Below are 2188 nucleotides of genomic sequence, written 5' to 3'. Positions count from 1 at the left end.
GATGGGATTTTCCATGATTTATTTTGTTTCTAACTTCTCAAACCCAGTCTAGCTGGACTTGTGTGTACACGGTAGCCGAAAGCAAGGGGGGGCTGGGGGGGGTTCTACGCGCCAAAGAAACCACCTCAATTCCTGCTCCCCCCCTGGGTAAGGGGAAGCTGGGGGCGAATCTCCGCGCCGCCTTAGACGAACCGGGAAAAGAGCGAATCAAAGATTTAGTACGCAATCCCCTGCGGTTATTCCTGCTGTGTTTAACTTGGGAATTCGGACAGCAAAAATTACCGGATACTAAAGCCGAACTTTATGAGGTATTTGTCGCAGCGCTTTATAATTTCAAAAAACAAGCTTTCCCGACAACAGCAGCACAGAGAACAAACTTAAATGCTGCCTTGGGAAAGTTGGCACTGACAGCTATTGAAGCTGGATATAAATCGATATTGCCGGATTGGTTTGTGAGCAAACATCTGGCGCAACCGCATCCAGAGTTATTTGAAAAAGCAATTGACTTAGGTTGGCTGAATCGAGTCGAAGATGATGCCGAAAACCCGCTGAAATCTGTTTATGCTTTCTATCATCCTTCTTTTCAGGAATATTTTGCAGCCTGCGAGATTAAGGATTGGCACTTTTTCTTGAATCATGTGCCGGAGAATCCGCAGCAGGGGATTTATCGGATTTTTGAGCGGCAGTGGAAAGAGGTGATGTTGCTGTGGATGGGGCGAAAGGATGTGGATAGGGAGGAGAAGGAAGCTTTTATTGAAGCATTGGTGGAGTTTGATGATGGAATTGAAGATGAGTTTTATTGGTATCGAGCTTATTTTTTAGCGGCTGTATTAATTGATGAGTTTAAGGATTGTTCTTTGGCTGATGCGATCGTTGCTCAAATTGTGCAGTGGGGATTTGGTTATTTCAATATTGAAGAACAGGAGTGGCAGCCATTTCTAGATCCAATTGAAGAAGGAGCAAAAGCAATATTACCAGAGAGCGATCGTAAAAGAGCGATCGGCGCTTTAACTGAGTTGATCCGCACCTCTGAGGATGAAGATATCCGGCGGAAAGCAGCAATAATCTTAGAAGAAATAGACCAAGGCAACCCAGATGCGATCGCTACTTTAACAGAGTTAATTCGCACCTCTGAGGATGAAGATATTTGGTATAAGGCAGTAATAAACTTAGGGCAAATAGGCCAAAGCAACCCAGATGCGATCGCTGCTTTAACTGAGTTAATCTGCACCTCTGAGGATCAAGATATTCGGTGTATGGCAGCAACAATCTTAGCAAAAATAGACGAAGGCAACCCAGATGCGATCGCTGCTTTAACTGACTTAATCCGTACCTCTGAGGATTTTGAAATCCGGCAGAACGCAGCATATACTTTAGAAGAAATAGGAGGCAAAGGCAACCCAAATGCGATCGTCGCTTTAACTAAGTTAATCCGCACCTCTAAAAATGAAGATATCCGGTGGCTGGCAGCATATAGCTTAGGGCAAATAGAGGAAGGCAATCCAGATGCGATTGCGGCTTTAATTGAGTTAATCCACACCTCTGAGGATGAAGATATCCGGTGCCTAGCAGCAAATAGGTTAGGGGAAATAGAGGAAGGCAATCCAGATGCGATCGCCACTTTAACTGAGTTAATCCGTACCTCTGGGAATCTAAATATCCGGAGACAGGCAGCCCATAGCTTAGGAAAAATAGACGAAGGCAACCCAGATTCGATTGCCGCTTTAACTGAGTTAACCCGCACCTCGGAGAATGAATTTATTCGGTTGCAAGCAGCAGATAGCTTATGGAAAATAGACGAAAGCAACCCAGATTCGATCGTCGCTTTCACTGAGTTACTCCACACCTCTGGAGATGAAAATATTCGGTATCAAGCAGAAAATAGGTTAGGGAAAATAGACACAAATAGGTTAGGGGAAATAGACGAAGGCAACCCATATCCGATCGCCGATTTAACTCAATTTATCCTCACCTGTGAGGATAAATCTAGACAGGAGACAGCAGCCTTTTTTTTAATAACAAAAATGACAGAAACTCAGCAAATGACAGGGGTTGTCACTGCCTTAAAAAATTGCCTATCCGATAAGACTTACGAAAATGACTTTGACAGATAAGTAGGTCGGCGCAAAAAAACCGAACTATGTTAAAATAAGTAAAGAAAGAGAAGACATTTACTGAGGTAACTCAA

Annotated in this window: 1 protein-coding gene; it reads left to right on the top strand. The window is 43.7% G+C overall.

Annotation, left to right across the window (positions count from 1 at the left end):
- Positions 1–62: 62 nt before the first annotated feature.
- Positions 63–2114 carry a HEAT repeat domain-containing protein gene (locus QUA44_RS30405; protein WP_333310099.1) on the top strand — a complete coding sequence of 684 codons (2052 nt, stop codon included), beginning with the start codon at positions 63–65 and terminating at the stop codon, positions 2112–2114.
- The last annotated feature ends 74 nt before the right edge of the window (positions 2115–2188 follow it).

It is taken from the genome of Microcoleus sp. N9_A2 (assembly GCF_036701775.1).
Taxonomy (GTDB): domain Bacteria; phylum Cyanobacteriota; class Cyanobacteriia; order Cyanobacteriales; family Microcoleaceae; genus Microcoleus.
This window is presented reverse-complemented; position numbering and strand designations above follow the sequence as displayed.